This window comes from Rhodococcus sp. NPDC003318, assembly GCF_042879035.1.
Taxonomy (GTDB): domain Bacteria; phylum Actinomycetota; class Actinomycetes; order Mycobacteriales; family Mycobacteriaceae; genus Rhodococcus_G.
This window is the reverse complement of record NZ_JBIAOU010000001.1, coordinates 390,403-415,374: the sequence shown is the minus strand read 5'-3', so window position 1 is coordinate 415,374 and position 24,972 is coordinate 390,403. Positions and strand designations below refer to the sequence as shown.

The 24,972-nt window shown below is 71.3% G+C and carries 27 protein-coding genes; 24 read left to right on the top strand and 3 right to left on the bottom strand.

Annotated elements, in window-relative coordinates; genetic code table 11:
• Positions 1-51 precede the first annotated feature (51 nt).
• From mihF to ACFYVR_RS01790, 11 genes are all read left to right on the top strand, one after another.
• A complete protein-coding gene (mihF, locus tag ACFYVR_RS01840; protein WP_142101778.1) occupies positions 52-372 on the top strand; it encodes an integration host factor, actinobacterial type in 321 nt (106 codons plus the stop codon).
• Positions 373-458: 86 nt separating this feature from the next.
• Positions 459-1,007 carry a guanylate kinase gene (gene gmk / locus ACFYVR_RS01835; protein WP_387470276.1) on the top strand — a complete coding sequence of 183 codons (549 nt, stop codon included), beginning with the start codon at positions 459-461 and terminating at the stop codon, positions 1,005-1,007.
• 65 nt (positions 1,008-1,072) lie between these two features.
• Positions 1,073-1,366 carry a DNA-directed RNA polymerase subunit omega gene (gene rpoZ / locus ACFYVR_RS01830; RefSeq protein ID WP_378506277.1) on the top strand — a complete coding sequence of 98 codons (294 nt, stop codon included), beginning with the start codon at positions 1,073-1,075 and terminating at the stop codon, positions 1,364-1,366.
• A gap of 34 nt (positions 1,367-1,400) precedes the next feature.
• Entirely contained in the window at positions 1,401-2,693 is a 1,293-nt protein-coding gene (coaBC, locus tag ACFYVR_RS01825; RefSeq protein ID WP_387468999.1) for a bifunctional phosphopantothenoylcysteine decarboxylase/phosphopantothenate--cysteine ligase CoaBC, read from the top strand.
• A 133-nt stretch (positions 2,694-2,826) separates the two neighbouring features.
• Positions 2,827-4,041, top strand: coding sequence for a methionine adenosyltransferase (gene metK, locus ACFYVR_RS01820; RefSeq protein ID WP_387468997.1), 1,215 nt, complete (start codon positions 2,827-2,829; stop codon positions 4,039-4,041).
• Between the two features lie 116 nt (positions 4,042-4,157).
• A complete protein-coding gene (locus ACFYVR_RS01815; RefSeq protein WP_387470274.1) occupies positions 4,158-6,119 on the top strand; it encodes a primosomal protein N' in 1,962 nt (653 codons plus the stop codon).
• Positions 6,120-6,241: 122 nt separating this feature from the next.
• Positions 6,242-6,940: a PadR family transcriptional regulator gene (locus ACFYVR_RS01810; RefSeq protein WP_387468995.1), complete on the top strand. Its 699-nt coding sequence runs from the start codon at positions 6,242-6,244 to the stop codon at positions 6,938-6,940.
• Between the two features lie 71 nt (positions 6,941-7,011).
• On the top strand, positions 7,012-7,980 hold the full coding sequence (locus tag ACFYVR_RS01805) for an esterase/lipase family protein (protein ID WP_387468993.1): 969 nt from the start codon (positions 7,012-7,014) through the stop codon (positions 7,978-7,980).
• Positions 7,981-8,057: 77 nt separating this feature from the next.
• On the top strand, positions 8,058-8,570 hold the full coding sequence (gene def / locus ACFYVR_RS01800; RefSeq protein WP_387468991.1) for a peptide deformylase: 513 nt from the start codon (positions 8,058-8,060) through the stop codon (positions 8,568-8,570).
• 1 nt (position 8,571) lies between these two features.
• On the top strand, positions 8,572-9,504 hold the full coding sequence (gene fmt, locus ACFYVR_RS01795) for a methionyl-tRNA formyltransferase (protein WP_387468989.1): 933 nt from the start codon (positions 8,572-8,574) through the stop codon (positions 9,502-9,504).
• On the top strand, positions 9,501-10,949 hold the full coding sequence (locus ACFYVR_RS01790) for an RsmB/NOP family class I SAM-dependent RNA methyltransferase (protein ID WP_387468987.1): 1,449 nt from the start codon (positions 9,501-9,503) through the stop codon (positions 10,947-10,949). Before fmt ends, ACFYVR_RS01790 begins: the two co-directional genes overlap by 4 nt.
• Before the next feature lie 9 nt (positions 10,950-10,958).
• On the opposite strand, the gene ACFYVR_RS01785 is transcribed toward ACFYVR_RS01790, so the two are convergent.
• Positions 10,959-11,312, bottom strand: coding sequence for a VOC family protein (locus ACFYVR_RS01785; protein ID WP_387468985.1), 354 nt, complete (start codon positions 11,310-11,312; stop codon positions 10,959-10,961).
• Positions 11,313-11,418: 106 nt separating this feature from the next.
• Between ACFYVR_RS01785 and ACFYVR_RS01780 the strand changes: the two genes are divergently transcribed.
• Together ACFYVR_RS01780 and ACFYVR_RS01775 are read left to right on the top strand one after the other, a co-directional pair.
• A complete protein-coding gene (locus tag ACFYVR_RS01780) occupies positions 11,419-11,766 on the top strand; it encodes a hypothetical protein (RefSeq protein ID WP_387468983.1) in 348 nt (115 codons plus the stop codon).
• Positions 11,767-11,807: 41 nt separating this feature from the next.
• Positions 11,808-12,857, top strand: a complete 1,050-nt coding sequence (locus ACFYVR_RS01775; RefSeq protein ID WP_387468981.1) for a biotin/lipoate A/B protein ligase family protein — start codon at positions 11,808-11,810, stop codon at positions 12,855-12,857.
• Positions 12,858-12,889: 32 nt separating this feature from the next.
• On the opposite strand, the gene ACFYVR_RS01770 is transcribed toward ACFYVR_RS01775, so the two are convergent.
• Together ACFYVR_RS01770 and ACFYVR_RS01765 are read right to left on the bottom strand one after the other, a co-directional pair.
• Entirely contained in the window at positions 12,890-14,101 is a 1,212-nt protein-coding gene (locus ACFYVR_RS01770) for an MFS transporter (RefSeq protein WP_387468979.1), read from the bottom strand.
• Positions 14,098-14,730 (bottom strand): Chromate resistance protein ChrB, encoded by a 633-nt coding sequence (locus ACFYVR_RS01765; RefSeq protein WP_387468977.1) that lies wholly within the window; start codon positions 14,728-14,730, stop codon positions 14,098-14,100. The genes ACFYVR_RS01770 and ACFYVR_RS01765 overlap by 4 nt, the downstream gene beginning before the upstream one ends.
• A gap of 74 nt (positions 14,731-14,804) precedes the next feature.
• On the opposite strand from ACFYVR_RS01765, the gene ACFYVR_RS01760 reads away from it, so the two are divergent.
• From ACFYVR_RS01760 to whiA, 11 genes are all read left to right on the top strand, one after another.
• Positions 14,805-15,161 carry an MmcQ/YjbR family DNA-binding protein gene (locus ACFYVR_RS01760; protein ID WP_387468975.1) on the top strand — a complete coding sequence of 119 codons (357 nt, stop codon included), beginning with the start codon at positions 14,805-14,807 and terminating at the stop codon, positions 15,159-15,161.
• Positions 15,162-15,171: 10 nt separating this feature from the next.
• Positions 15,172-15,855, top strand: a complete 684-nt coding sequence (gene rpe / locus ACFYVR_RS01755) for a ribulose-phosphate 3-epimerase (protein WP_387468973.1) — start codon at positions 15,172-15,174, stop codon at positions 15,853-15,855.
• 1 nt (position 15,856) lies between these two features.
• Complete coding sequence (gene ribD / locus ACFYVR_RS01750; protein ID WP_387468970.1) at positions 15,857-16,885, top strand: bifunctional diaminohydroxyphosphoribosylaminopyrimidine deaminase/5-amino-6-(5-phosphoribosylamino)uracil reductase RibD; 1,029 nt, start codon at positions 15,857-15,859, stop codon at positions 16,883-16,885.
• 29 nt (positions 16,886-16,914) lie between these two features.
• A complete protein-coding gene (locus ACFYVR_RS01745; RefSeq protein WP_387470272.1) occupies positions 16,915-17,526 on the top strand; it encodes a riboflavin synthase in 612 nt (203 codons plus the stop codon).
• Between the two features lie 93 nt (positions 17,527-17,619).
• On the top strand, positions 17,620-18,873 hold the full coding sequence (locus ACFYVR_RS01740; RefSeq protein WP_387468968.1) for a bifunctional 3,4-dihydroxy-2-butanone-4-phosphate synthase/GTP cyclohydrolase II: 1,254 nt from the start codon (positions 17,620-17,622) through the stop codon (positions 18,871-18,873).
• Positions 18,870-19,358, top strand: coding sequence for a 6,7-dimethyl-8-ribityllumazine synthase (gene ribH, locus ACFYVR_RS01735; RefSeq protein ID WP_387468966.1), 489 nt, complete (start codon positions 18,870-18,872; stop codon positions 19,356-19,358). The genes ACFYVR_RS01740 and ribH overlap by 4 nt, the downstream gene beginning before the upstream one ends.
• On the top strand, positions 19,355-19,801 hold the full coding sequence (locus tag ACFYVR_RS01730; protein WP_387468963.1) for a PH domain-containing protein: 447 nt from the start codon (positions 19,355-19,357) through the stop codon (positions 19,799-19,801). The genes ribH and ACFYVR_RS01730 overlap by 4 nt, the downstream gene beginning before the upstream one ends.
• A 117-nt stretch (positions 19,802-19,918) precedes the next feature.
• Positions 19,919-21,985 (top strand): excinuclease ABC subunit UvrC, encoded by a 2,067-nt coding sequence (gene uvrC, locus ACFYVR_RS01725; RefSeq protein ID WP_387468961.1) that lies wholly within the window; start codon positions 19,919-19,921, stop codon positions 21,983-21,985.
• The gene (gene rapZ / locus ACFYVR_RS01720; RefSeq protein ID WP_387468959.1) at positions 21,982-22,878 is read left to right on the top strand and encodes an RNase adapter RapZ; all 897 of its coding nucleotides are present in this window, start codon (positions 21,982-21,984) and stop codon (positions 22,876-22,878) included. Before uvrC ends, rapZ begins: the two co-directional genes overlap by 4 nt.
• Positions 22,875-23,936: a uridine diphosphate-N-acetylglucosamine-binding protein YvcK gene (gene yvcK, locus ACFYVR_RS01715; protein WP_387468957.1), complete on the top strand. Its 1,062-nt coding sequence runs from the start codon at positions 22,875-22,877 to the stop codon at positions 23,934-23,936. Before rapZ ends, yvcK begins: the two co-directional genes overlap by 4 nt.
• Positions 23,933-24,910, top strand: a complete 978-nt coding sequence (whiA, locus tag ACFYVR_RS01710) for a DNA-binding protein WhiA (RefSeq protein WP_387470270.1) — start codon at positions 23,933-23,935, stop codon at positions 24,908-24,910. Before yvcK ends, whiA begins: the two co-directional genes overlap by 4 nt.
• Positions 24,911-24,972 lie beyond the last annotated feature (62 nt).

The following is a 24,972-nucleotide window of genomic DNA, read 5'->3' as shown; positions in this document are numbered from 1 at the left end:
CCCCGGGTGACCGGGAGCTGTTGACACAGCACACGACGAGACGGAGGAACCGTGGCCCTTCCCCAGTTGACCGATGAGCAGCGCGCTGCTGCTTTGGAGAAGGCGGCTGCCGCCCGTAAGGCCCGGGCTGAGCTCAAGGAGCGCCTCAAGCGCGGCGGCACCGACCTCAAGCAGGTTCTCAAGGACGCAGAAGAGGACGAGATCCTCGGCAAGATGAAGGTCTCCGCCCTGCTCGAGGCCCTGCCCAAGGTGGGCAAGGTCAAGGCGCAGGAGATCATGACCGAGCTGGAGATCGCTCCGACCCGCCGTCTGCGCGGTCTGGGTGACCGCCAGCGCAAGGCCCTGCTGACCAGGTTCGATTTCGAGGCCTGAGAACACAGGTGACTGACGCACGCAACGTGTCAGGCAGCAAGACCGTCCCGGCCGCCTCGGCCGGTGGCACGCGGAGGGGCCGGCTGGTGGTACTGGCCGGCCCCTCCGCCGTCGGCAAGTCGAGTGTCGTGCGCAAACTGCACGACCGGCTGCCCGACCTGGTCTTCAGCGTGTCTGCGACGACGAGAGAGCCTCGCCCCGGCGAGGTCGACGGACGTGACTACCGCTTCGTCACCGCCGCCGAGTTCGACCGGATGATCGACGCCGGGGAGTTGCTCGAATGGGCCGAGATCCACGGCGGACTGCAGCGGTCCGGCACGCCGGCCGCGCCGGTCGACCAGGCCCTCGCCGCCGGCCACCCGGTCCTCGTAGAGGTCGACCTGGCCGGCGCCCGCGCCGTGCGGGTCGCGATGCCGGAGGCGGTGCTGGTGTTCATGGCGCCGCCGAGTTGGGACGAACTGGTCTCGCGCCTGACGTCCCGCGGTACCGAATCCGAGGAGGCGGTCGCACGGAGATTGGCGACCGCGCGGGTCGAGCTGGATGCCAAGGACGAGTTCGACGAGGTGATCGTGAACCACGACGTCGACCGAGCTTGCGACGAGTTGGTATCCTTGTTGGTCGGCAACCAGCAATAGCACCGCTTGTCGTAATTTCGTCTGTTCTCAACCGCACCACAATCGCACCACTAGGAGACTCGCCAGTGAGCGCAACCACCGTCGCGACCGACCGTCACGGCATCCCGGCGTACGACACCCCGCTGGGCATCACCAACCCGCCGATCGACGAGCTGCTCGAGCGCACCTCTTCGAAGTACGCGCTGGTCATCTACGCGGCCAAGCGTGCGCGTCAGATCAACGACTACTACAACCAGCTCGGCGACGGCATCCTCGAGTACGTCGGCCCGCTCGTCGAGCCGGGTCTGCAGGAGAAGCCGCTCTCGATCGCGATGCGCGAGATCCACTCCGACCTGCTCGAGCACACCGAGGGCGAGTGACCCGCTCCCTTCACAGCGCCACCGAACGGATACTGTGACGTCCGTGACGGATTCGCAATTCGATACCGCCGGCTCGCCGCGACGCATCGTCGTCGGGGTGGGCGGCGGTATCGCTGCATACAAGGCCTGTTCGCTCGTCCGCAGCTTCACCGAGGCCGGACACCACGTCCGGGTGGTGCCGACCGAGTCCGCCCTGGAGTTCGTCGGGCGAGCCACCTTCGAGGCGTTGTCCGGCAACTCGGTGCAGACCGGTGTGTTCGCCGACGTCCCGCAGGTGCCGCACGTGCGGCTCGGGCAGGAGGCGGACCTGGTCGTCGTGGCGCCCGCCACCGCCGACCTGATGGCACGCGCCGCGCACGGTCGCGCCGACGACCTGCTGACCGCCACGCTGCTGACCGCCCGCTGCCCCGTGCTGTTCGCGCCCGCGATGCACACCGAGATGTGGGAACACCCCGCCACCGTGGCGAACGTCGCCACGCTGCGGTCCCGCGGCGTCGTGGTGATCGAGCCCGCGTCGGGGCGCCTCACCGGCAAGGACACCGGCGCCGGCCGGCTCCCCGAGCCCGACGAGATCGCCGGACTGGCGAACCTGCTGATGGAGCGGCCGGACGCGTTGCCCCGGGACCTCGAGGGCACCCGGATCGTCGTCTCCGCGGGCGGAACCCGCGAACCCCTGGACCCGGTCCGTTTCCTCGGCAACCGCAGCTCCGGCAAGCAGGGCTACGCCATCGCCCGGCTCGCGGCGCAGCGCGGGGCCCGGGTCACCCTGATCGCCGGGTACACCGCCGAGCTGCCCGACCCCGCCGCCGTCGACGTGATCCGCGTCAAGACCGCGCAGGAGATGAAGGTGGTGGTCGACAAGGCCGCGACCTCCGCCGACGCCGTCGTGATGTCCGCCGCCGTCGCCGACTTCCGGCCGTCCACCGTCGCCGCTGCCAAGATCAAGAAGGGTGCCGACGAGCCGGACAGCATCCCGCTGACCCGTAACGACGACATCCTCGCCGGGCTCGTCCAGGCCCGGCGTGACGGCGACCTGCCCGCCGGGCTCCGGATCGTCGGCTTCGCCGCGGAGACGGGCGACGCGGACGGTGACGTCCTCACCCATGCCCGGGCGAAGTTCGCCCGCAAGGGCTGCGACCTGCTCGTCGTGAACGCGGTCGGCGAGGGCAAGGCGTTCGAGGTCGACAGCAACGACGGCTGGCTGCTCGGCACCGACGGCACCGAGCGGGCCCTCGCGCACGGCTCGAAGTCGCTGATGGCCAGTCGCGTACTCGACGCCGTCGCGGATCTGGTGTCGGCGTCGTCCGGGGGTGGCGCTGCCACGTGACACCCGAAGCTCGTAATGTGGGTCATGAGCGGCGGCTGCACCGCAATTGCCGTGATTCGAATTGTTCTTCACCGCGTTATCAGGCCTTAGGGTCTTGTCCGATGCACATCTTCAGTTGGCGAGAGGGAGTTCTGTGACCAAGTCCGGTAGTCGGCTATTCACCAGTGAGTCCGTGACCGAGGGGCACCCGGACAAGATCTGTGATGCGATCAGCGACTCCGTGCTCGACGCGTTGCTCGAGCAGGACCCGCGCAGCCGCGTCGCGGTCGAGACGCTGGTGACCACCGGCCAGGTGCACGTCGCGGGTGAGGTCACCACGTCCGCGTACGTGGACATCCCGACCATCGTGCGCGACAAGATCCTCGAGATCGGCTACGACTCGTCCGCGAAGGGCTTCGACGGCAACTCGTGCGGAGTCAACATCGCGATCGGCGCGCAGTCGCCGGAGATCGCCCAGGGCGTCGACCATTCCCACGAAGCGCGGGTCGAGGGCAGCTCCGACGACGACATCGATCGTCAGGGTGCCGGCGACCAGGGTCTGATGTTCGGGTACGCCTGCACGGACACCCCCGAGCTGATGCCGCTGCCCATCGCGCTCGCGCACCGGCTCTCGCGTCGCCTCACCGAGGTCCGCAAGACGGGTGTGCTGCCGTACCTGCGGCCGGACGGCAAGACGCAGGTCACCATCGAGTACGACGGGGACAAGGCCGTCCGCCTCGACACCGTCGTGGTGTCCACGCAGCACGCCGCGGACATCGACCTCGACAACCTCCTCACACCGGACATCCGGGAGAAGGTGCTCGGCGCGGTCCTCGCGGACATCGACGTGCCGTCGCTGGACACCTCCGACGTCCGCCTGCTGGTCAACCCGACCGGCAAGTTCGTCCTCGGTGGCCCGATGGGCGACGCGGGTCTGACCGGCCGCAAGATCATCGTCGACACCTACGGCGGCATGGCCCGTCACGGCGGCGGCGCGTTCTCCGGCAAGGATCCGTCGAAGGTGGACCGCTCCGCGGCGTACGCGATGCGCTGGGTCGCGAAGAACGCGGTCGCCGCGGGCCTCGCCGACCGCATCGAGGTGCAGGTCGCGTACGCGATCGGGAAGGCCGCCCCGGTCGGGCTGTTCGTCGAGACGTTCGGCACCGAGAAGACCGACCCGGCGCGCATCCAGTCGGCGATCTCCGAGATCTTCGACCTGCGGCCCGGCGCGATCATCCGCGATCTGGACCTGCTGCGCCCGATCTACGCGAAGACCGCCGCGTACGGCCACTTCGGCCGCACCGACATCGACCTGCCGTGGGAGCACACGGACCGCGCCGAGAAGCTGCGCGCGGCCGCCGGGCTCTAGATGGTCTGTAGTCCGAGCCGCCCACCGACACCGGTGGGCGGCTCGTGTCTTCGGTGGGCCGGGTGACCGCCGCCCGCGAGGCCGCGGCCGAGCTGCCGGTCGCGCGGGTCCTCCCGATGCTGCCGCTGCCGCACCTCGACCGCGAGTTCGACTACCTGATCCCGCGTGAGCTGGACGAGCAGGCCAGGCCCGGGGTCCGGGTCCGGGTCCGGTTCGCGGGACGGCTGGTGGACGGATTCCTGTTGGGACGCGCCGCGACCAGTGACCATCCCGGCAAGCTGGGGTTCCTCGAGCGGGTGGTGTCCGGGGAACCCGTCCTGACGTCGGAGATCGCGTCGCTCGTCGACGCCGTGGCCGCCCGGTACGCGGGGACCAGGGCCGACGTGCTCCGACTGGCGATTCCGCCGCGCCACGCTCGGGTGGAGGCCGAGTCGCCGCCCGCCCCGGCCGTCGCGGACGCCGAGGTCGACACTGCGGCATGGGCGGCCTACCGGTACGGCGACAGTTTCGTGTCCGCGGTGTCGGCCGGACGCGGCCCGCGAGCGGTGTGGCAGGCGCTGCCTGGCGACGACTGGCCGTCCCGCCTCGCCGAACTCGCCGCGGTGACCGCGCGCGCCGGCCGGTCCGCGGTCCTCGTCGTGCCGGACCAGAAGGACCTCGACCGCGTCGCGGCCGCGTGTGTCGACCTGCTCGGCGACGACCTCGTGGTGCCGCTGGCGGCCGGTCTGGGCCCCGCGATGCGGTACCGGCGCTGGCTGGCCGCGCTGCGGGGTACGGCGAAGGTGGTGGTCGGCACCCGCAGTGCCGTGTTCGCCCCGGTGCCCGACATCGGGCTGATCGCGCTGTGGGACGACGGCGACGATCTGCACGCCGAACCCCGCGCCCCGTATCCCCACGCCCGTGAGGTGGCGTTGCTGCGCGCCCATGCGTCCGGCTGTGCGGTGCTGCTCGGCGCCCACTCGCGGACCGTCGAGGCGCAGGCGCTGGTCGACTCGGGGTGGGCGAACGACCTCGTCGCGGACCGCCCGGTGGTGCGGGCGCGGGCCCCGAAGGTGACCGCGCTCGCCGACAGCGACCACGCCCTGGCCCGCGATCCGGGTGCGCGGGCGGCCCGCCTTCCCGCGATCGCGTTCGCAGCGGCGCGGGAAGCCCTCGCCGCCGGAGCGGGAGTGCTGGTCCAGGTGCCCCGGCGTGGCTACGTGCCGTCCCTCGCGTGCGGGAAGTGTCGGGCGCCGGCGCGGTGTCGCCGCTGCAACGGTCCGCTCGCTCTGCCGTCGGCGGCCGGGCCGGACGGCGCGGGGACACCCAGTTGCCGGTGGTGCGGGGTGGCGGACGCGACCCACCGGTGCGGGGTGTGCGGGTCGCGTCAGCTGCGGGCGGTCGTCGTCGGCGCGGGCCGCACCGCCGAGGAGCTCGGCCGCGCGTTCCCGGGTGTCCCGGTGCGTACCTCCGGCGGTGCAGAGGTGCTGAAGTCGGTGAAACCCGGTGCTGCACTGGTTGTTTCGACGGTCGGTGCCGAACCGGTGATGCCGGGCGGCTACGGTGCCGCGCTGCTGCTGGACGGATGGGCGCTGCTGGGGCGCGCCGATCTGCGGGCGGAGGAGGAGACGCTGCGGCGCTGGATGACCGCGGGCGCCCTCGTCCGGACCGCGGGCGACGGTGGCCGGGTCGTGGTCGTCGCGGACTCGTCGCTCCCGGTCGTGCAGGCGCTGGTGCGGTGGGATCCGGTGGGCGCGGCGCAGTCGCAGCTCGCGCAGCGGGCCGAGGTCCGGTTCCCGCCGACCGTGCACATGGCCGCCGTCGACGGCGGGCACGCCGCGATCGAGAGCCTGCTGGCTGCGGCACAGCTGCCGGACGCGGTCGAGGTGCTCGGGCCGGTGCCGCTGCCGCCGGGGGAGCGGCTGCCGTTCGGCGGAGACGACCCGGAGCCGGACGAGGTCGAGCGGATGCTGCTGCGTGTGCCGCGCGGAGCCGGTGCGTCGCTGGCGCGGGCACTGCGGGACGCGCAGGCGATCCGTGGTGCGCGGCGCGAGTCGGGACCGGCGCGGGTGCAGGTGGATCCCCTTCGGATCGGCTGATCGGCCGCCATTTTTTTTCGGTATGAGCATGGTCACCCTTGATATCGACGCATTGGCGATATATCGTCGATAACGTAAACGAAAGGAGTTCGGACACGGACTCACACGAGAGGACACGAATCATGGAGAACATCCAGCGGAATTTCGATCATCGAGGACGCCGACCGCGTCCCGGACGCGTGGGCCGGGTCGGTCGTCGCGAGGGTTTCGGTCCCGGTTTCGGCGGCGGTGAGGGCTTCGGTCCCGGTGACGGTTTCGGCCCCGGAATGCACGGTCGTCCCCGGCGAGGTCACGGGCCGATGGACGAGCGTCTCGGCCGGGGGCGCGGGCGCGGTGGACGCGGCAGGCGTGGCGACGTGCGGTCGGCGGTACTGCTGCTGCTCGGCGAGGAACCGATGCACGGCTACGAACTGATCCAGCGCATCGCCGAACGTTCGGGCGGCGTCTGGAAGCCGAGCCCCGGCTCGATCTACCCGGCCCTCGCGCAGCTCGAGGACGAGGGTCTCGTCCTGATCGACAAGGTGGACGGTCGCAAGACCGCCCGGCTCACCGAGTCCGGAACCGCCTACGTCGAGGAGCACCGCGACGAGCTCGGCAACCCGTGGGACGAGATCAAGGCCGCCGTCGGCAGGCCCGCCCAGGAGCTGCGCGCACTCACGACCCAACTGGCCGGCGCCGTCCGTCAGGTCGCCGCGGTCGGCACCCCGGAGCAGGCGAAAGCCGCCGGTGACGTGCTCACCGAGGCGCGGCGGGCGATCTACCGCATCCTCGCCGACGAGGCCGGGCACACGGACGAAGCCGGCCCCGGCACGGAAAAGTGACAGAGGGGTCTGTCACAACCCCGCACCCGCGACGATGATGGGCACCAGTCACATCGGCAGGGGAGTCCAACATGAGCATCAGGGGAGCGGTGACCGCGGCGCTCGCCGCTGCACTGACGGTGCCGTCGGGGGCACTGTCGTCGGGGGCGGGTGCCGTGGGGGCCGCGTCCGTCTCGCAGACCCCGACGATTCCCGGCCCGTCACAGACCACCCACGCAGCGGCCGCGGACTACGCCGACCTCCATCCCGGGAGCGCGCCACCCGGCGTCAACGACTTCACCTGCCGGCCGACGGCGACGCACCCGAATCCGGTGGTCCTCGCCCACGGCAGCGACTCGAACGCCTATTCCGACTGGGCGGACATCGCGCCGCGACTCCGGGACGCGGGCCGCTGCGTGTTCGCGGTCAACTACGGCGCCAAGGAGGGCGCCACCTCGTTCGGCACCGAGGACATGTACCTCAGCGCCGGCCAGGTCGCGGACTTCGTGCACCGGGTACTCGCCGCGACCGGCGCCGCCCGCGTCGACCTGGTCGGATTCTCCCAGGGCGCGACGGTGACGCGGTACTTCCTCAATCGGCTCGGCGGCGCCGCCGTCGTCGACCGCTGGGTCGGCGTGGCGTCCCCCACCTACGGTGGCGTCTTCTACGGACTCGTCCCCGCCGCCGACGCGGTACCCCGCGGACTCGAGGTGGCGAGCCTGTTCACCACGACGGCGGTCGCCCAGCAGGCGCAGGGATCGGACTTCCTGACGGACCTCAACGCCGGCGGCGACACCGTCCCCGGTGTGCGGTACACCACGATCGGCACCCGCTACGACGAGATGATCCAGCCGTACACCAACGTCGCGCTGCGTGATCCGGGAGCGGTCAACGTCCTGGTCCAGGACCGTTGCCCGCAGAACATGACCGGTCACATGAACATGGTGTACGACCCGTACACCGTCGGGCTGGTGCTGCAGGCCCTCGACCCGACCGCCCCCGACCCCGAGTGCACGGCGGTCCCGCTCGGGACGGGGATGGCCGGAATGGTCGGTCGCTGATCGGGCCTGCGGGACGCGGGCCGGGACATCCCTAGAATGTTCTCGACCGTCTCGTCGACCTTCCCGGGAGCAGCCCTGTGAGTATCCAGCCCGTTCGCCTCTTCGGCGATCCCGTTCTGAGGACCCGAGCGGACGAGGTGGTCGACTTCGACCGCGAGCTGGCGCAGTTGGTGACCGACCTCGTCGACACCATGCGCGACCGCGGCGGCGCCGGGATCGCGGCACCGCAGATCGGCGTCTCGCTCCGGGTCTTCGCGTACGACTGCGGCGGCATGTTCGGCCACCTGGTGAACCCGACGTACGAGGTGCTCGGCGCCGAGGAGCAGGTCGACCCCGAGGGCTGCCTGTCCATCCCCGGTGTACGCGCCGACGTCCGACGGGCGACGGACGTGCGGGTGCGGGGCGTCGACCAGCACGGCGAGCCGGTGTCGTTCGACTGCAGCGGAATCATGGCGCGGTGCGTCCAGCACGAGACCGACCACCTCGACGGCGTGCTGTTCCTGTCACGGATGGAGCCGGCGGATCGGAAGGCCGCGATGCGCACCATCCGCGAATCCGACTGGTTCGGTGCCGACGCGGGGGTGCGCTGACATGCGGATCGTCTTCGCGGGCACACCCGATCCCGCCGTGCCGTCCCTGGCGCGCCTGCTGGCGTCGAGCCGGCACGAGGTCGTCGCCGTGGTGACCCGGCCCGACGCCGTCGCCGGCCGCGGCCGCAAGGTAACCCGCTCACCCGTGGGAATGCTCGCGGACGAGCACGGCATCGAGGTGCTCACCCCGACACGGGCGTCCGACTCCGACTTCCTGTCGCGGCTGACCGAGCTGGCCCCGGACTGCGCGCCGGTGGTCGCCTACGGCGCGCTGCTGCCGCGGCCCGTCCTGGACGTGCCGAAGTACGGCTGGGTCAACCTGCACTTCTCGCTGCTGCCCGCGTGGCGCGGCGCGGCGCCCGTGCAGGCCTCGATCGCCGCGGGCGACGACATGACCGGTGCCAGCGTGTTCCAGCTCGAGGAGGGCCTCGACACCGGTCCGGTGTTCGGCGTCGCGACCGAGCGGATCCGCGACACCGACACCGCCGGTGAGCTGCTCGGCCGGCTCGCCGACAGCGGCGCCGTGCTCCTCGAATCCGTCCTCGACGGCATCGAGAACGGTGCGCTGCACGCGGTTCCGCAGTCCGTCGACGGCGTCTCGCACGCGCCGAAGGTGACGGTCGAGTCGGCCAGGGTGGACTGGACGTTGCCCGCCGCAGTCGTCGACCGCCGGATCCGTTCCGTCACCCCGGCGCCCGGCGCGTGGACCCAGGTCGGTGACCTGCGGCTGAAGGTCGCCCCGGTGGAGCCGGCCGACGCACTGGACGCGCCGCTCGAACCGGGACAGTTCCTGGTGCGCAAGGACGGCTGCTACGTCGGCACGGCCACCACGCCGGTACGGCTGAGTCAGGTTCAGCCGCAAGGAAAGAAGCTCATGGCAGCTGCAGACTGGGCGCGCGGCGCGCGCCTCGACCCCGAGGTGCGTGCACAATGACCGAGTCCCGACGTCCCTCCCGCGGCAACCGCGGCGACAACTCAGGCCGAAACGTCAAGCGGCCCAACACTCGTCCCCGGCAGGCGAAGCGGCCCGACGGCGCGGGTGTGGACAAGCCCCGGCTCGCGGCCCGCGATGTGCTGCGCGCGGTCCGTGAACGTGACTCGTACGCGAACCTGGTGCTGCCCGCGTTGCTGCGCGAGCGCGGCATCGACGGTCGCGACGCCGCGCTGGCCACCGAACTCACCTACGGCGCGTGCCGCGCGCAGGGTCTGCTGGACGCGGTCATCGCCGCCGGCGCGGGCCGCCCCGTCGAGGAGATCGACGGACCGCTGCTCGACGTGCTGAGGCTCGGTGCCTACCAGCTGCTGCGCACCCGGATCGGCTCACACGCCGCGGTGGACACCTCCGTGGACCTCGTGCGTACCGAATTCGGCGGCGGCAGAGCCGGTTTCGTCAACGCGGTACTGCGACGCGTGGCGGAGAAGTCCGAGGACGAGTGGGTCGCCCGGCTCGCCCCCGACGCGGGTCGCGACCCGATCGGGCACCTGGCGTTCCGGTACGCCCACCCGGTGTGGATCGCGCAGGCCTTCGCCGACGCGCTCGGACCGGACGCCGCCGAGCTCGAACAGGTGCTGGCCGCCGACGACGCCCGTCCCGCCGTGCACCTGGTCGCCCGGCCCGGTGAGATCTCCGCCGAGGAACTGGCACTGATCACCGGTGGCGAGGTCGGCCCGTACTCGCCGTACGCGGTGCACCTCGACGGCGGCGACCCCGGCCTCCTCGAACTGGTCCGCGAGGGCCTGGCGGCGGTGCAGGACGAGGGCAGTCAGCTGGTCGCGCGCGCACTCACCCTGGCACCGGTCACCGGCACCGACAGCGGACGCTGGCTCGACCTGTGCGCCGGTCCCGGCGGCAAGGCCGCGCTCCTCGGGGCGCTCGCCGACATCGACGGTGCCCGCGTCGACGCCGTCGAACCCGCCCCGCACCGCGCCGACCTGGTCCGCAAGACCACCCGCGGGCTGCCCGTCGACGTGCACGTCGCCGACGGCCGCGACCCCGGCCTGACGCCCGGATACGACCGGATCCTCGTCGACGCCCCCTGCACCGGACTCGGCGCGCTGCGCCGTCGCCCCGAGGCGCGCTGGCGGCGTCAGCCCTCCGACGTGGCCGGACTCGTCACCCTGCAGCGCGAGCTGCTCGCGTCCGCGATCTCCCTGGTCCGGCCCGGCGGCGTCGTCCTGTACTCGACGTGCTCGCCGCACCTGTCCGAGACCGCGGCCGTCGTCGCCGACGCCGTCCGGCGGCACGGTGTCGAAGCGCTCGACACCCGCGCATTCGTGCCCGACGTCCCGAACATCGGCGCCGGCCCCGGGGTGCAGCTGTGGCCCCACCGGCACGGCACCGACGCGATGTTCCTGGCGGCGCTGCGCAAGCCGGAGTGACGCCCGAGCTCAGTGGTGGTGCGCGACGACGTTGATCACGGTGCCGTCGGGGGCCCGGACGAAGAACCGCCGCACACCCCACTCCTCGGTGGTCAGCGGGTGCACGATCTCGTAGCCCCGGCGGACCGCGTCCTCGTACGCGGCGTCGAGGTCGTCGACGTGCAGGGACATCACCGAGTCCTCGGGCGCGGTGGCGTCGCCGGTGACGAGCTGGACATGGGCTCCGGTGTCGGGGTCGGTGAAGCGGGCGACCCACCCGAGGTTGAACTCCTCGGTGCTCAGTCCGAGGTAGTCGGTGTAGAACGACTTCGCGCTGTCGATGTCGGCCACCGGCAGGTTGGTGGTGATACGCATCACTCGCATGTCCTCGATGCTAGACACGCTGCGGTGACGCGCGGCGAGTACCGGGTGTGTGGTGACCCGTGAGCTGGAGTGGCCGGACCGTCGCGGACGGTGCACACTCGCGGACATGGGTGTCTTCGCGCGCACGGCCGCCGCCGCCAACCGCCTCGTCGTTCCCGCTCTCGGTCTTCCCGTCGTCGGACGGTGGCTGGGCCGCGGACTCGTCGTGATCGGTTACACCGGCCGTAGGTCCGGTCGACACGTCGAGCTGCCCGTCTCCTACTCGCGGCGCGGTGACCACCTGCGTATCGGCGTGGCGATGGCCGACCAGAAGTCGTGGTGGCGCAACTTCACCGGTGCGGGCGGGCCGATCGTCGTCCACCTGCCCGGCGGGACGCGGACCGGGCACGCGGTCAGCAGCCGGGACGCGTCCGGGGCGGTTGCCGTCGACGTCGAGTTGGACCCCGCGAGCTGAGGGCCGGAACCGGCCGCCACCGCACCCGATAATCTGCAGTGATGCGTGGCGAGTACAAGGTTCCCGGGGGCAAGTTGGTCGCGGTCGACGTCGAGGCCCTGGACGACCGGCTCACGCGGGTGGCGCTGTCCGGGGACTTCTTCCTGGAACCGGACGACGCCCTGGACGACATCGTCGCCGCGGTCGTCGGCATGCCCACGACCGCCGACGCCACTGCGCTCGGCCAGGCGATCTCCGACTCCCTCGGCGACGAGGTGTCGATGATCGGGTTCAGCCCCGAATCGGTGGGTATCGCGATCCGGCGGGCACTCGGGCACGCCACGAGCTGGTTCGACCACACCTTCGACGTGATCGAACCGGTGGTCCTCGCCCCCGCGATGCACGTCGCGCTCGACGAGGTGATCACCCGTGAGGTCGCGGCCGGGGAACGCCCCCCGACGCTGCGGTTCTGGGACTGGGATTCGCCGTTGGTGGTGATCGGCTCGTTCCAGTCGGTCCGCAACGAGGTCGACGAGGAGGCCGCTGCCCGGCACGGCATCGGCATCGTGCGCCGCATCTCGGGTGGCGGCGCGATGTTCATGGAGCCGGGCAACTGCATCACGTACTCGCTGTCCGTGCCGACCTCCCTCGTCGACGGCCTGAGCTTCGAGCGGTCGTACGAGTTCCTCGACCAGTGGGTGATGGGCGCGCTCGCCGACGTCGGGATCAAGGCCCGCTACGTGCCGCTCAACGACATCGCCTCGGAGCAGGGCAAGATCGGCGGGGCGGCGCAGAAGCGGTTCGCCGCCGGCGCGGTGCTGCACCACGTGACGATGTCGTACGACATCGACGCCGACAAGATGACCGAGGTCCTGCGCATCGGGCGCGAGAAGATCTCCGACAAGGGCATCACCAGCTCCGGCAAGCGAGTCGACCCGATGCGCTCGCAGACCGGTATGTCCCGCGCCGACATCATCGCTGCGTTCCTCGCGCACTTCCGCGTCCGCTACGACACCCGGACGAGCACCTACACCCACGCCGAGCTGGCCGCCGCGAGGGAGCTGGTGGAGACCAAGTTCACGAATCCCGCCTGGACCTACCGGGTGCCGTGAGTCCTTCCGGCCCGCACGGGGGCCGGAAGGACTCACGGCACCCGGGTGCGGCGCAGCTGCGGGGTCGCGGGCAGGAGGGCGACCACGACGGCCAGGGCCGCGTAGCCGGCGGTGAGCGTCGCGGCCGCGGCGACTCCCGCGACCAGGAGCGGCCCACCGGCGTCGCCGAGCTCGCGGCCGAGTTCGGCGGCGCCCATCGTCTGCCCCATCCGCTCCGGCGGTGTCGACGACGCGAGGGCGGCGAACCCGAGCGGGGTGATGACACCGGTGCCGACGCCGATCCCGACCGCGGCGAGCAGGACACCGGCCGGCCCCGGCACCGTCGCGAGCGCGAGACCCACGGCGGTGATCACCAGCCCGACAGTCATCCCGGCGGTGGCCGAGAAGCGACCGGCGTCGAAGGCCCGGCCGATGCGGGGCTGCACGACGGCGGCGGTGAGGGCGAGGACGGAGACCGCCGCGCCGGTGGCCACGGGGCCGAGTCCCGCAGCGGCACCGGACACCGGCAGGAAGCCGACGCCGACCGAGAGGGCCGCGGTCGCGGCGGCGAGGGCCGCGGTCGGTCCGAGGAACGTACGATCGGCGAGACGGCGGGCCAGGTCGACGACGGTCTGCCGCGACTTCGGCAGCGGCGGCACGGACGGGACCGCCGCCGCGGCCCACACGGCGACCGCGGCCGCGAGCGCCGTGAGCACCACGAACAGCGCGGGCAGGCCACCGATCCACACGATGACGCCACCGAGCAGCGGTCCGAGGGTGTATCCGAGGCTCTTGTAGAAGCCGTAACTGCCGAACGCCCGCCCGTGGGACACGCTCGGATTCAACCGCGCGACGAGTGCGCTCGCGGCGGGGGAGAAGGCCGACGCCGCCGCGCCCTGCCCCAGACGCGTCAACCACAGCCAGCCGGCGTCGTCGGCGATCACGAACAGCGCCGAGCAGACCGCGAACGCGACCAGGCCGCCGATCATCACAGGACGCGCGCCGACCCTGTCGGCGAGGGTGCCGAACACCGGCTTGAGCACGACCTCGGCGCCGTCGTACAGGGCGAGCAGCAGACCGAGGTACAGCAACGACGTGTGCAGCTCGCTCCCCGCAGGGCCGAACAGGTCGCTTCCCTCCGGTCCGAACAGGTCGCTTCCCTCCGCGCCGAGGGTCGCCGCCACGGAGTGGGCACCGAACGCGGTGGTGAAACCGGCCGCGTACAGCGGCCACAACTGCCACCGGCCGGCCGCGGGGGTGCTCATGCCGACTCCTCGGTGGTCGCGTCCTCGGCGGTGCCGTGCAGTGTGTCCTCGGCGGTGCCGTGCAGTGTGTCCTCGGCGGTGCCGTGCAGTGCCTCGAAGACCCGTTCGGTGTAGTCGTGCAGCCGGTCGGTGCAGTGCCGGAGACGCTCTGCCGCCGCGGCCGCGCTCGGAGCGCCGAACACGTCGCGGGCCTTGACGTCCCGATGCCACCGACGCAGCCGCTCGAGGCTCTGTTCCTCCTCCTCGAGCTCGGCGAGGGTGAACTTGCCGAGGTGGATCTCCTTGTCCAGCTCGGCCTCGTACTTGGCGCAGTCGGACAGGAACTCGGACCAGTCGTCCTCGCGGGCGGCGGTGAACATCGCCTCGAACCGGGCGCTGTCGTCGGCGGTGACCCCGGCGGCCTGCAACGTGACCGTCTCGCCGTCCGCGCGCTCGGCGAGTTCCCTGGCCCGCGCGAGACCGGGAGCGAACACCGGGAGGTCGGGCACCGCCCACACCCCCTGGCCGAGCGACAGCGCCCCGATCTTGCGGAGCTCACGCCAGACGGCGACGCGATGCCGCGAGGGCTGCGCGGCCAGCTTCACTATCTGGACGATCCAGCGCGAACGTGCGGGGGAATCTTCGGTCACATCGGGAAATGTATCAAGCGTTACAACCTGAGCTGTTCCGGGTCGTCGAGGTCTGTCCGGCGCACACTGGATCCATGCACACCTGGGACGACGTCGTCGCCGCCGCGAGCCGGCTGCCCGAAGTCGAGGAATCGACCTGGTACCGCACCCCGGCACTGAAGGTCGCGGGGAAGGGGTTCGCCCGCCTGCGATCCGAAGCCGAGGGCGGGCTGGTCCTGATGTGCGGGCTCGACGAGAAGGAGGCACTGCTGGCGTCCGGCGATCCCGCTTTCCACACCACCCCGCACTACGACGGATACGGCGCGATCCTCGTCGATCTCGAGACCGTCGACCACGACCAACTGGTCGAACTCCTCACCGAGGCGTGGCGCCTGAAGGCACCGAAACGCCTGCGGGTCAGCCCCGACGAGAGTGGTTCGGCCACCCACTAAACTCGCCGGTGTGGCTCACCCGATGATCGCTCCGTCCATCCTGTCCGCGGACTTCGCCCGACTGGCCGACGAGGCCGCCGCCGTCGCCGGCTCCGACTGGCTGCACGTCGACGTGATGGACGCCCACTTCGTGCCGAACCTGACGCTCGGACTGCCGGTGGTGCAGTCGCTGCTCAAGGCGACCGACATTCCGCTCGACTGTCACCTGATGATCGAGGACCCGGGCCGCTGGGCGCCGCCGTACGCGGAGGCGGGCGCCCACAACGTCACCTTCCACGCCGAAGCCACCGACGACCCGATCGCCGTCGCCCGCGACATCCGTGCCGCCGGTGCCAAGGCCGGTCTGTCGATCAAGCCGGGTACCCCGATCGAGCCGTACCTGGAGATCCTGAAGGAGTTCGACACGCTGCTCGTGATGAGCGTCGAGCCCGGCTTCGGTGGCCAGTCCTTCATGCCGGAGGTGCTGAGCAAGGCCCGCGCCGTCCGAAAGCTCGTCGACTCCGGTGAACTGACCCTGATCGTCGAGATCGACGGCGGCATCAACGCCGACACGGTCGAGGCCGCCGCGGAGGCGGGGGTGGACTGCTTCGTCGCCGGTTCCGCCGTCTACGGCGCCGCCGACCCCGGCGAGGCGGTGCGCAAGCTGCGCGCGCAGGCGGCGTCGGCGTCATCCCACCTGACACTGGCCGTGTGACGTGCCGGCGACGGCCCAGGAGCTGACCGCGCTGCAGGTCGCGATCGACGCCGCCGAAGGGGTGCGCGGCACCACCAGCCCCAACCCGCCGGTCGGCGCCGTGATTCTCGACACCGACGGTGCCGTCGTCGGGGTCGGTGCCACCAGCCCGGTCGGCGGACCTCACGCCGAGGTGATGGCGTTGCGGGCCGCGGGTGGCCGGGCCCGAGGTGGGACCGCGGTCGTCACCCTCGAACCGTGCAACCACACTGGACGCACCGGTCCGTGCGCGGTCGCCCTGCTCGAGGCCGGCATCGCCCGCGTGGTGTACGCCGCGGCGGACCCGAATCCGGCGGCCTCCGGCGGCGCGCAGACTCTGCGGACGGCCGGGGTGGACGTCGTCGCGGGCGTCGGCGCCGACCTCGTCGAGCAGGGCCCGCTGCGCGCGTGGTTGCACCGGCAGCGCACCGGGCGCGCACACGTGACCTGGAAATTCGCCGCGACCCTCGACGGACGCAGCGCCGCCGCGGACGGCACCAGCCAGTGGATCACCGGACCGCAGGCCCGCGCGCGGGTCCACGCCGACCGCGCGAAACTCGACGCGATCGTCGTCGGCACCGGCACCGTCCTCGCCGACGATCCGTGGCTGACGGCACGGGAACCCGACGGCTCGCCGGCGGCCCGCCAGCCGCTGCGGGTGGTCGTCGGTGAGCGGGAGATCCCGGCCACGTCCCGCATCCTCGACGACGCCGCCGAGACGCTGGTGCTGCGCACCCGCGACCCCCACGAGGTGGTCGCGGCCCTGGGCGACCGGCCCGACGTGCTGCTCGAGGGAGGCCCGCACCTGGCCGGGGCGTTCCTCGCCGCGGGACTGGTCGACCGCGTCCAGGCGTTCCTGGCACCGGTACTGCTCGGTGCGGGCGCCGCCGCCGTGGAGGATGCTGGTGTCGGCACCATCGCTCGGGCACTCCGATTCGAGCGGGAGTCGGTCGAACAGATCGGCTCCGACCTGCTCCTGACCCTGGTACCGGAACGGGACCCGAGAACATGACCGATTTCACACGAGGAGAAGCAGAAACAGTGTTCACCGGCATCGTCGAAGAACTGGGCGAGATCGTCGCCAAGGAGGACCTGGCCGACGCGGCCCGGTTCACGGTTCGCGGACCGCTCGTCACCTCCGACGCCGGCCACGGCGACTCCATCGCCGTCAACGGTGTGTGCCTGACCGTCGTCGACGTCCTCGACGGGGAAGCCTTCACCGCCGACGTGATGGCGGAAACCCTCAACCGTTCGAGCCTCGGCGCCCTCGTCGTCGGCAGCAGGGTGAACCTCGAGCGTGCCGCCGCGCTGAACAGCCGGCTGGGCGGGCACCTGGTGCAGGGCCACGTCGACGGCACCGGCACGATCATCAGCCGCTCCCCGTCCGAGAACTGGGAAGTCGTGCGGATCTCGCTGCCCGCGTCGATCTCGCGCTACGTCGTGGAGAAGGGCTCGATCACCGTCGACGGTGTCTCGCTGACGGTCTCCGCCCTCGGGGGTGACGCACAGGACGGCGAATGGTTCGAGATCTCACTGATCCCGACGACGCTCGCGCTGACCGTCCTGGGCACCGCGACGCCGGGCACCGTTGTCAATCTCGAGGTCGACGTGATCGCCAAGTACGTCGAGCGGCTGCAGGCGGCCGGTAGGTAGGACACGATGACGGCCTCACAGGCGTGGGGTCGTACTGTTGAGGTGCACCTCGAGAGGGTGCACGGAACATTCACGAATGATGGAGCGCAGCACGTGACCAGGTTCGACAGTATCGAGCGCGCCGTCGCCGATATCGCGGCAGGCAAGGCGGTCGTCGTGGTCGACGACGAGGACCGCGAGAACGAGGGAGACCTCATCTTCGCCGCCGAGAAGGCGACGCCGGAACTGGTGGCCTTCATGGTCCGCTACACCTCCGGTTATCTGTGTGTTCCGCTCGACGGCGAGGACTGCGACCGGCTGGGGTTGCCGCCGATGTACTCGTCGAACCAGGACAAGCACGGCACGGCGTACACCGTCACCGTCGACGCGAAGGAAGGCATCGGCACCGGCATCTCGGCGTCGGACCGCGCCGCGACGATGCGCCTGCTCGCCGACCCCACATCCGGCGCCGCGGACTTCACCCGCCCCGGCCACGTGGTGCCGTTGCGGGCCAAGGAGGGCGGCGTGCTGCGCCGCCCCGGCCACACCGAGGCGGCCGTCGATCTCGCCCGGATGGCGGACCTGCGGCCGGCGGGTGTGATCTGCGAGATCGTCAGCCAGAAGGACGAGGGCCACATGGCCCAGACCGACGAACTGCGTGTGTTCGCCGACGACCACAACCTGGCGATGATCTCGATCGCGGACCTGATCGCGTGGCGTCGCAAGCACGAGAAGCACGTCGTGCGGGTCGCCGAGGCGCGGATCCCGACCCAGCACGGCGAGTTCATCGCCGTCGGCTACCAGAGCATCTACGACGAGGTCGAGCACGTGGCCCTGGTCAGGGGCGATCTGCTCGGGCCCGACGGCGACGGGTCCGACGTGCTGGTGCGGGTGCACTCCGAATGCCTGACCGGTGACGTGTTCGGGTCCCTGCGCTGCGACTGCGGACCTCAGCTCGACGCGGCGCTCGAGATGGTGGCCACCGAGGGTCGCGGAGTGGTGCTCTACATGCGCGGGCACGAAGGCCGGGGCATCGGCCTGATGCACAAGTTGCAGGCGTACCAGTTGCAGGACGCCGGCTCCGACACCGTCGACGCCAACCTCGAACTCGGGTTGCCCGCCGACGCCCGCGACTACGGCATCGGCGCACAGATCCTGGTGGACCTCGGCATCACCTCGATGCGGCTGCTGACCAACAACCCCGCCAAGCGCGTCGGGCTCGACGGATACGGGCTGCAGATCCTCGAGCGGGTGCCGATGCCGCTGCGTGCGAACGCGGAGAACCTGACCTACCTGCGGACCAAGCGGGACCGCATGGGCCACGACCTGATCGGTCTGGACGAATACGAGAAGGGCGGTGCGGTGTGAGCGGCGAGGGACTTCCCGAACTGCAGCTCGGCCAGGCGAAGGACCTCTCCCTCGCGATCGTGGCCGGGTCCTGGCATCCCGAGATCTCCGAGGCGCTGATCGACGGCGCCAAGCGGGTCGCCAAGCAGGCGCAGATCGACGACGTCACCCTCGTCCGGGTGGCCGGCGCGATCGAACTGCCGGTGGTCGCACAGCAGCTCGCCCGCAGCCACGACGCGGTCGTCGCGCTCGGTGTCGTCATCCGAGGCGGCACCCCGCACTTCGAGTACGTCTGCGACGCCGTCACCTACGGCCTCACCCGGGTCTCCCTGGACGAGGGCACCCCCGTCGCCAACGGCGTGTTGACAACCGACAACGAGCAGCAGGCGCGGGACCGTTCCGGTCTGCCCGGGTCGGTGGAGGACAAGGGCGGGCAGGCGTGCGCCGCGGCGATCGACACCGCGGTCACGCTGAAGAACCTGCGCGATCGGGCCGGCGGAAAGTGACCGCGTGGGAACTCGACGTCCGGTCGCGTAAGTCCGCCCGCTACGCGACCGGCGTGGCGGTGGTCTGTGTCGTGCTGTTCGTGGTGCTGGGCGCGGCGCTGCGCAGTTCCGCGACCGGCGTCTACTTCCGCGCGATCGACCAGATCGCGATGGCCGGCATCGGCCTCGCCCTCGGCGGGGGTGTCATGCTCCTCACCCGACCGCGACTGCGGGCGGGCGAGGACGGCGTGCTGGTCCGCAACGCGTTCGGTGAACGCCGCGTCGACTGGGACCTGGTCCGGGGACTGTCGTTCCCCGACGGTGCCGCCTGGGCGCGCATCGAACTACCGGACGACGAGTACATCCCCGTGATGGCGATCCAGTCCAACGACCGTGAGCACGCGGTCGAGGCGGTCCGGTCGTTCCGGGCGCTCGAAGCCCGTTACGCCACCACCGGCGAGTAGCCCGACGGCGGTGCCGTCCCGACAGCGTCGACGGCGGTGCCGTCCCGACAGCGTCGACGGCGGTGCCGTCCCGACAGCGCCGACGGCGCTGTCGGGACTTCCGACTAACCTGGATTCGTGCCCGATCCCGCCACCTACCGTCCCCCTACCGGATCGATCCCGACGCAGCCGGGCGTGTACAAGTTCCGCGATCCGCATGGGCGGGTCGTCTACGTGGGCAAGGCGAAGAGCCTGCGCAGTCGCCTGAACTCGTACTTCGCGGACGTCGCCTCGCTGCATCCGCGGACCAGGCAGATGGTCACCACGGCGGGCAGTGTCGAGTGGACGGTCGTCGGCACCGAGGTCGAGGCGCTGCAACTCGAGTACAACTGGATCAAGGAGTTCGATCCGCGGTTCAACGTCCGGTACCGCGACGACAAGACCTATCCGGTTCTCGCGGTGACGTTGAACGAGGAGTACCCGCGGCTGTTCGTGTACCGGGGACCGCGACGCCGCGGCGTCCGGTACTTCGGCCCCTACTCCCACGCGTGGGCGATCCGCGAGACCCTCGACCTGCTGCTGCGGGTGTTCCCGGCCCGCACCTGCTCGGCCGGAGTCTTCAAGCGGCACAACCAGATCGGCAGGCCCTGTCTGCTCGGCTACATCGACAAGTGTTCGGCGCCGTGCGTCGGGCGGGTCAGCGCCGAGCAGCATCGTCGGATCGTCCTGGACTTCTGCGACTTCCTGTCCGGGCGCACCGACAAGCTGGTGCGGGAACTCGAGATCCGCATGCAGCGCGCCTCCGACGACCTCGACTTCGAGAGTGCGGCCCGGCTCCGCGACGATCTCGGGGCACTGCGCAAGGCGCTGGAGAAGCAGGCCGTCGTGCTCGGCGACGGCACCGACGCGGACGTCGTCGCCTTCGCGGCCGACGAGCTCGAGGTGTCGGTGCAGGTCTTCCACGTCCGGGGCGGCCGGGTCCGCGGTCAGCGCGGCTGGGTGGTCGAGCTGTCCGGCGACGGCGACACCGCAGACCTGGTCGAGGAGTTCGCGACCCAGTTCTACGGTGAGCAGGCCGCGTTGACCGACGAACCGGGACTGCAGGCGGACAAGGGCAGCGTCGTGCCCCGCGAGGTCCTGGTGCCGGTGCTCCCGCACAACGCGGACGAGCTGCAGCGCTGGTTGAGCGGGCTCCGCGGATCCGCGGTGTCGTTGCGGGTACCGCAGCGGGGCGACATGAAGGCGCTCGCGGACACCGTCGAGCGGAACGCGAAAGAAGCTCTCGCCCAACACAAGCTCAAGCGCGCGGGGGACCTGACGTCCCGGTCCGCGGCCCTGCAGGGCATCCAGGACGCACTCGATCTCGACGAGGCGCCGCTGCGCATCGAGTGCATCGACATCAGTCACGTGCAGGGCACCGACGTCGTGGCGTCCCTGGTCGTGTTCGAGGACGGCCTGCCCCGCAAGTCGGACTACCGGCACTACGCCATCCGGGAGGCCGCGGGCGACGGCCGCTCCGACGACGTCGCGTCGATCGCCGAGGTCACCCGCAGGCGGTTCCTGCGGCACGCGCACGACGCCGCACGCGCGTCCGCGGGGATGCCGGACGATACGAACGGCGGGGACCTGTCGCCGGCCGCGGCGCTCGATCCCGCGACGGGGCGTCCGCGACGGTTCGCGTATCCGCCGAACCTTTTCGTGGTCGACGGTGGCCGTCCGCAGGTGACCGCCGCGGCCGCGGTGCTCGACGAACTGGGCATCACCGACGTCGCCGTCGTCGGCCTGGCGAAACGGCTCGAGGAGGTGTGGGTGCCGGGCGACGAGGATCCGGTGATCCTGCCGCGCACCAGCGACGCGCTGTACCTGCTCCAGCGCGTCCGCGACGAGGCGCACCGGTTCGCGATCACCTTCCATCGCAGCAAGCGTTCCCGCCGGATGACGGCGTCTGCGCTGGACTCGGTGAAAGGTCTCGGGGAGACGCGGCGCACCGCGCTGGTCACCCACTTCGGTTCCGTCGCCAAGCTCAGAGAGGCCACTGTCGAGGAGATCATCGCGGTACCCGGGGTCGGGATCGCCACCGCACGGTCGGTGCTCGCGGCCTTGAACGAGGACACCACGGTCGGCGAAACCGACGATTCGGTTCGGGTGGGGGATGATGAGGCGGGATCGGTGACAGCGGAATCTGGGAGGGCGGACGTCGAGTGACGGAGAACGTGGACGATCAGTCGGACATCGACGTCGCATTGGTGACCGGGCTCTCGGGTGCCGGGTTGAGCACGGCGGCGAAGGTGCTCGAGGACATGGGCTGGTACGTCGCCGACAACCTGCCACCGGAGCTGATCACCCGGATGGTCGACCTGGGACTGACGCCGACGTCGCGGATTCCGAAGCTGGCCGTCGTGATCGACATCCGCAGCCGCCGGTTCTCCGGCGAACTCGCGCCGGTGATCAAGGAGGTCGCCGCGAAGGCGACGCGGACCCGGGTGCTGTTCCTCGAGGCGTCCGATCCGGTGCTGGTCCGCCGCTTCGAGCACAATCGCCGCAGCCATCCGCTGCAGAGCGAGGGCAGTGAGGGCACACTGATCGAGGGCATCGCCTCGGAACGCGTCCGGCTGGCGTCGGTGCGCGCGGAGGCGGACCTCGTGATCGACACGTCCGCGCTGTCGGCGCACGAATTGCGGCACCGGGTGGAGGCCGCGTTCGGGGGCGGTTCCGTGCCGTCGGTCGCGGTGACGGTGCAGTCGTTCGGATTCAAGTACGGGCTGCCGATGGACGCGGACCTGGTCTGCGACGTACGGTTTCTGCCCAACCCGCACTGGGTGCCGGAACTGCGCGAGCACACCGGACAGGATGCGCCGGTGCGGGACTACGTCCTGGGACAGGACGGCGCCGAGGACTTCCTCGACACCTATCACCACGTCGTCGAGTTGACGACGAACGGTTACCGCCGGGAGGGCAAGCGCTACATGACGATCGCGGTCGGATGCACCGGCGGCAAGCACCGCAGTGTCGCGATGACGGAGGCCCTCGCGGCCCGGATCGCGGCCGACACCGCCGCCACCGTCAAGGTCGTGCACCGCGATCTGGGGCGCGAATGACGGTGGTGGAAGCGAACGGTCTCGGGCCGAACGGTGATGCCTCGCCGTCGATCGTGGCCCTCGGCGGCGGCCACGGTCTGTTCGCGACACTCAGTGCGGCGCGGCGGCTCGGTGACGACGTCACCGCAGTCGTGACCGTCGCGGACGACGGAGGCTCGTCGGGCAGGCTGCGGTCCGAGCTCGGCGTGATCCCACCCGGTGACCTGCGGATGGCGCTGGCCGCCCTCGCCGCCGACGACCCCGACGTGGACACGTGGACGACGACGCTGCAACACCGTTTCGGTGGAACCGGCGCGCTGGCCGGTCATTCGGTGGGGAACCTGATCATCGCCGGACTGACGGAGGTCCTCGGTGACACCGTCAGCGCGCTCGACGAGGTGGCCCGGGTGTTGCGCATCCGGGGTCGGGTGCTGCCGATGTCCCCGATCCCGCTCGCCATCGAAGCCGATGTCGCCGGCCTCGAGGCCGACCCGCGGGTGTGCCGCACCATCCGCGGCCAGGTTGCCGTCGCGACCACACCGGGGCAGGTGCGCCGGGTCCGGCTGGTGCCGACGGACCCGCCGGCCACCCCCGCAGCCCTCGCCGCCATCGACCGGGCGGACCTCGTGCTGCTCGGTCCGGGATCGTGGTTCACCAGTGTGATTCCGCACGTCGTGGTCCCGGAGCTCGCGGCGGCGCTGCGGGAGACGTCGGCCCGCAAGGCGTTGATCCTCAACCTCGCTCCCGAACCGGGCGAGACCGCCGGCTTCTCCGCGGAGCGACACCTGCACGTCCTGGCGCAGCATGCGCCGGATCTGGTGGTCGACGACGTCCTGGTCGATTCGGTGTCGGTCCCGGAGGGCCGGGAACGGGACCACCTGTGCCGCGCCGCCGCCCGTCTCGGTGCCACCGTCGGCTACGCCGACGTCGCGGCCGGCCCCTCGACGCACGACCCGGCCAAACTCGCCGCCGCGCTCGACCACATCGTGGCCGCGGCACTCACGCGGGACCGTCGCGCCGCCGACGACCGCGAGCACGAATCGTCACACACGGGAAGGGAGTCCACTTCGTGGCAATGACAGCAGAGGTCAAGGACGAGCTGAGTCGGCTCGTCGTGACCCAGGTGTCCGCGCGCAGGGCGGAGGTGTCGTCGTTGCTGCGTTTCGCGGGCGGACTGCACATCGTCGGCGGCCGGGTCGTCGTCGAGGCCGAGGTCGACCTCGGTTCCACGGCCCGGCGACTGCGCGGCGAGATCTACGACCTCTACGGTTACGGCGCCGACGTCCACGTGCTCGGCGCCGGTGGTCTGCGCAAGAGTTCGCGCTACATCGTGCGCGTCACCAAGGACGGCGAGGCCCTCGCCCGGCAGACCGGTCTGCTCGACCTGCGCGGTCGGCCGGTGCGCGGACTGCCCGCGCAGGTCGTCGGCGGCAGCGTCGTCGATTCGGAAGCCGCGTGGCGCGGGGCCTTCCTCGCGCACGGCTCCCTGACCGAGCCGGGCCGGTCGTCGGCGCTCGAGGTCAGCTGTCCCGGACCCGAGGCGGCACTGGCGCTGGTCGGCGCGGCCCGCCGGCTCGGTGTCTCCGCGAAGGCACGTGAGGTCCGCGGCGCCGATCGGGTGGTGGTGCGCGACGGCGACGCGATCGGTGCGCTGCTCACCCGCATGGGCGCCCAGGACACCCGGCTGACGTGGGAGGAACGCCGGATGCGCCGCGAGGTGCGGGCGACCGCGAACCGCCTCGCCAATTTCGACGACGCGAACCTGCGTCGCTCGGCGCGGGCCGCGGTGGCGGCCGCGGCACGGGTGGAGAGGGCACTCGAGATCCTCGGTGAGGACGTGCCGGATCACCTCGCCGCCGCGGGCAGCCTGCGCGTGCAGCACCGTCAGGCCTCGCTCGAGGAACTCGGCCAGCTCGCCGATCCGCCGATGACGAAGGACGCCGTCGCGGGCCGGATCCGCCGACTGCTCTCGATGGCGGACCGGAAGGCGAAGGAGACCGGCATCCCCGACACGGAGTCCGCGGTCACAGCGGAACTGCTGGACGAGGCCTGACGGGCTCGTCCCGGTTTTGGATCTGCGGTCACCGTTTGTTGCGGGAAGAATGGGGTGGGCGA

Coding starts and splice junctions, on each gene's coding strand:
- ACFYVR_RS01815 (WP_387470274.1), top strand. CDS start 4,158: ATGCTGCCGCTGCCGCACCTCGACCGCGAGTTCGACTACCTGATCCCG.
- ACFYVR_RS01810 (WP_387468995.1), top strand. CDS start 6,242: ATGGAGAACATCCAGCGGAATTTCGATCATCGAGGACGCCGACCGCGT.
- ACFYVR_RS01805 (WP_387468993.1), top strand. CDS start 7,012: ATGAGCATCAGGGGAGCGGTGACCGCGGCGCTCGCCGCTGCACTGACG.
- fmt (WP_387468989.1), top strand. CDS start 8,572: ATGCGGATCGTCTTCGCGGGCACACCCGATCCCGCCGTGCCGTCCCTG.
- ACFYVR_RS01790 (WP_387468987.1), top strand. CDS start 9,501: ATGACCGAGTCCCGACGTCCCTCCCGCGGCAACCGCGGCGACAACTCA.
- ACFYVR_RS01785 (WP_387468985.1), bottom strand. CDS start 11,312: ATGCGAGTGATGCGTATCACCACCAACCTGCCGGTGGCCGACATCGAC.
- ACFYVR_RS01780 (WP_387468983.1), top strand. CDS start 11,419: ATGGGTGTCTTCGCGCGCACGGCCGCCGCCGCCAACCGCCTCGTCGTT.
- ACFYVR_RS01775 (WP_387468981.1), top strand. CDS start 11,808: ATGCGTGGCGAGTACAAGGTTCCCGGGGGCAAGTTGGTCGCGGTCGAC.
- ACFYVR_RS01770 (WP_387468979.1), bottom strand. CDS start 14,101: ATGAGCACCCCCGCGGCCGGCCGGTGGCAGTTGTGGCCGCTGTACGCG.
- ACFYVR_RS01760 (WP_387468975.1), top strand. CDS start 14,805: ATGCACACCTGGGACGACGTCGTCGCCGCCGCGAGCCGGCTGCCCGAA.
- yvcK (WP_387468957.1), top strand. CDS start 22,875: ATGACGGTGGTGGAAGCGAACGGTCTCGGGCCGAACGGTGATGCCTCG.
- whiA (WP_387470270.1), top strand. CDS start 23,933: ATGACAGCAGAGGTCAAGGACGAGCTGAGTCGGCTCGTCGTGACCCAG.